Origin of the sequence: Paraburkholderia rhynchosiae, from assembly GCF_002879865.1 — a bacterium.
GTDB classification, from domain to species: Bacteria; Pseudomonadota; Gammaproteobacteria; order Burkholderiales; family Burkholderiaceae; genus Paraburkholderia; species Paraburkholderia rhynchosiae.
In genome coordinates this window covers 1-2382 of sequence record NZ_PNXY01000088.1, presented here as the reverse complement: position 1 = coordinate 2382, position 2382 = coordinate 1, and the positions used below count along the sequence as shown (strand labels likewise).

General features: G+C 59.7%; 1 protein-coding gene and 2 pseudogenes. 2 read left to right on the top strand and 1 reads right to left on the bottom strand.

The window, feature by feature from the left end; genetic code table 11:
• Positions 1–31 precede the first annotated feature (31 nt).
• Positions 32–412 (top strand): annotated as a pseudogene (locus C0Z16_RS36850) (transposase); the annotation flags it as partial.
• A gap of 239 nt (positions 413–651) precedes the next feature.
• Here the strand turns inward: C0Z16_RS36850 and C0Z16_RS36845 are convergent.
• A complete protein-coding gene (locus C0Z16_RS36845) occupies positions 652–1782 on the bottom strand; it encodes an IS110 family RNA-guided transposase (protein WP_102636834.1) in 1131 nt (376 codons plus the stop codon).
• Positions 1783–1910: 128 nt separating this feature from the next.
• On the opposite strand from C0Z16_RS36845, the pseudogene C0Z16_RS36840 reads away from it, so the two are divergent.
• A pseudogene (locus C0Z16_RS36840) lies at positions 1911–2372 on the top strand (IS5 family transposase); the annotation flags it as partial.
• Positions 2373–2382 lie beyond the last annotated feature (10 nt).

Sequence of the window (2382 nt, the reverse complement as noted above, 5' to 3'; positions counted from 1 at the left end):
CCTCGACCGTTGTGACGAGCGGAGCGAGGAGATGGCCAGGCCAATCATCGACGACGAATTGTGGGCATTGATCGAACCACTTCTACCGCCAGCAAGGCCGAGACGCTTCCGGTATCCGGGGCGCAAGCCCGTGGCCAATCGGGCCGCGCTGACCGGGATACTGTTCGTGCTCAAAAGCGGCATTCGCTGGAGCGATCTGCCCGCCGAAATGGGCTGCGGATCGGGTATCAGTTGCTGGCGGCGCTTGCGCGACTGGCAACAGGCCGGCGTCTGGGATCGGCTCCACGAGATCCTGCTCGCAAAGTTGCGTGCCGCCGACCGGATCGACTTTTCTCGCGTCGTCATCGATTCCACTTCTGTTCGAGCGGTTGGGGCGGGCGAAAAGCCTGATATGACTTTCCATGTCAATCCGGATCGGTTTTTGGTTTTGCATTGGACATTTGAATTCCCTGAGGGCGGCGTAGCAGTAATGCCGACGGTGTATCACACTGATATCCGCGGGTTGGTTACCGCATTACAGAGGTCCGTCTCAAGAGCCTGCCGCTTCCTGGGCACGCAAATCGGGCGATGCCCGTTGCGATGTTTTTGCGCGGGTTGCTCGAGTACCGGGCTACGCCGCCTTCAGGAAACTCTTACAAATGATCATCAAGTTCATGCAGTCAGTTCAATACGCGGGATGGCGAGCGACATCGACAGTCGTGTAATGTCCCAAATGAATCCGGCGAGTTCCCGAGCAACCGCCACGACCGCGGTATTGGCATTCTTCCCGCGTGCAGCTAACTTGCGATAACGCCGACAGAGTCGAACCTGTGCGTCCCAGGCGCGATCAATGATGCGCTTGGGGAGACCGGCGTGCCGACGTCCAATGTTCTCGCTCACGCGAGCCTGATGTCGGTAGCTCCAGGCTGCCTCGATCAACAACTTTCTGGCATAGCTGTTGCCGGTCTTGGTTATGCTGCCTTGCCGCCGCTTATCGCCCGAGGAGTGCTCCGATGGCGTCACACCAAGCCAGGCCATCAGTTGTCGCGGATGCTCGAAGCGAGAGAGGTCGCCCACTTCGGCGAGCATCCCGACAGCCGTGGTGAACTGGACACCACGCATTGCCTGCAGTCCCAGGACGGCAGGATAGAACCGCCAGTTGACCACCGCGTCGCGCAAAGCCGCTTCAAGACGATCGCATTGCGCTATCCGGTCCCCAAGAGTACGGCGATGTTCTTCGAATGCCAGTTGTTGCCACTCGTTGCTGAAGGAATGTTGGCTTACCCAGCGTCGATATGAAGGTCCCCAGTCAGCCTTGCCTGGATATCGAACCCCGTGCGAGAGGAGAAACGACTTCAGTCGTTGCCGTGCCTGCTTCAGATCATCCTTGGCGCTTACCCACGCGCGGGCCAGGTCCCGAAAAGCCTCGTCTTCAATCCCCGGGACATACACGGCCGACAAATCACCAGCACGCAGTGCACGCACCAGCTTGATCGAGTCACGTCGATCCGTTTTCACGCGCTCACCAGGTTTCTTTGGGATCAGCGACGGCGCACACACCATACATTCAAATCCTTCCGCGACCAGCTGACGGTAGAGTCCATAACCGCACGGTCCTGCCTCGTAGACGACACGCACACGTCGTCCCTTGGAACGCAGGCGCTTACACAGACGATCGATATCGCCCTTGGTAGTGCCGATCCTGCCCAGCAGTTCCACATCGCCCATCCCGACCGCGTAGGCGACAGTGATCGACTCTTTGTGGACATCCAACCCAACGTATACCGTGCTATCGTGTTCCATGCTGGCCTCCGTGGTGGAAGTCGCCGGGTGTGGCTCAGTCCACACCGTGCGGCTCTGGCAGCAATGCTAACCCGCGTTTGACTCTTCACGTCAGGCCAGCCTGTACCTCACGGAAAGTCATACTGCCTGGACCGAACCCCACCGATCGTGCGCGACCCGGTTCCAAACATCACGTTGCCACCGACGCCAACGGTACGCCGCTCGCGGTCATCCTGACTGGCGCGAATCGCAACGACGTCACGCAACTGCTTCCACTGGTCGATGCGATCCCGCCGGTTCGTGGCTTGCGCGGTCGACCACTTCGCAAGCCGGCCCGAATCTATGCGGATCGCGCTTATGACCACGACAAGTATCGCCGGCCCTTGCACGCTGCCGGCATCCCCACATCGATCGCCCGGCGTGGCGAACCCCATGGCAGCGGTCTCGGTAAAGTCCGCTGGGTCGTCGAGCGAACCAATGCGTGGCTGCACGGATTTCGCCGCCTTCGCACTCGATATGAGCGTCGTGCCGACATCCATGAAGGGCTCCTTAAACTCGCATGTTGCCTGATCTGCTGGCGAACGCTTCAGCGCTCGGACGACTCTTTTTGAAACATTCTCT

Coding starts and splice junctions, on each gene's coding strand:
- C0Z16_RS36845 (WP_102636834.1), bottom strand. CDS start 1,782: ATGGAACACGATAGCACGGTATACGTTGGGTTGGATGTCCACAAAGAG.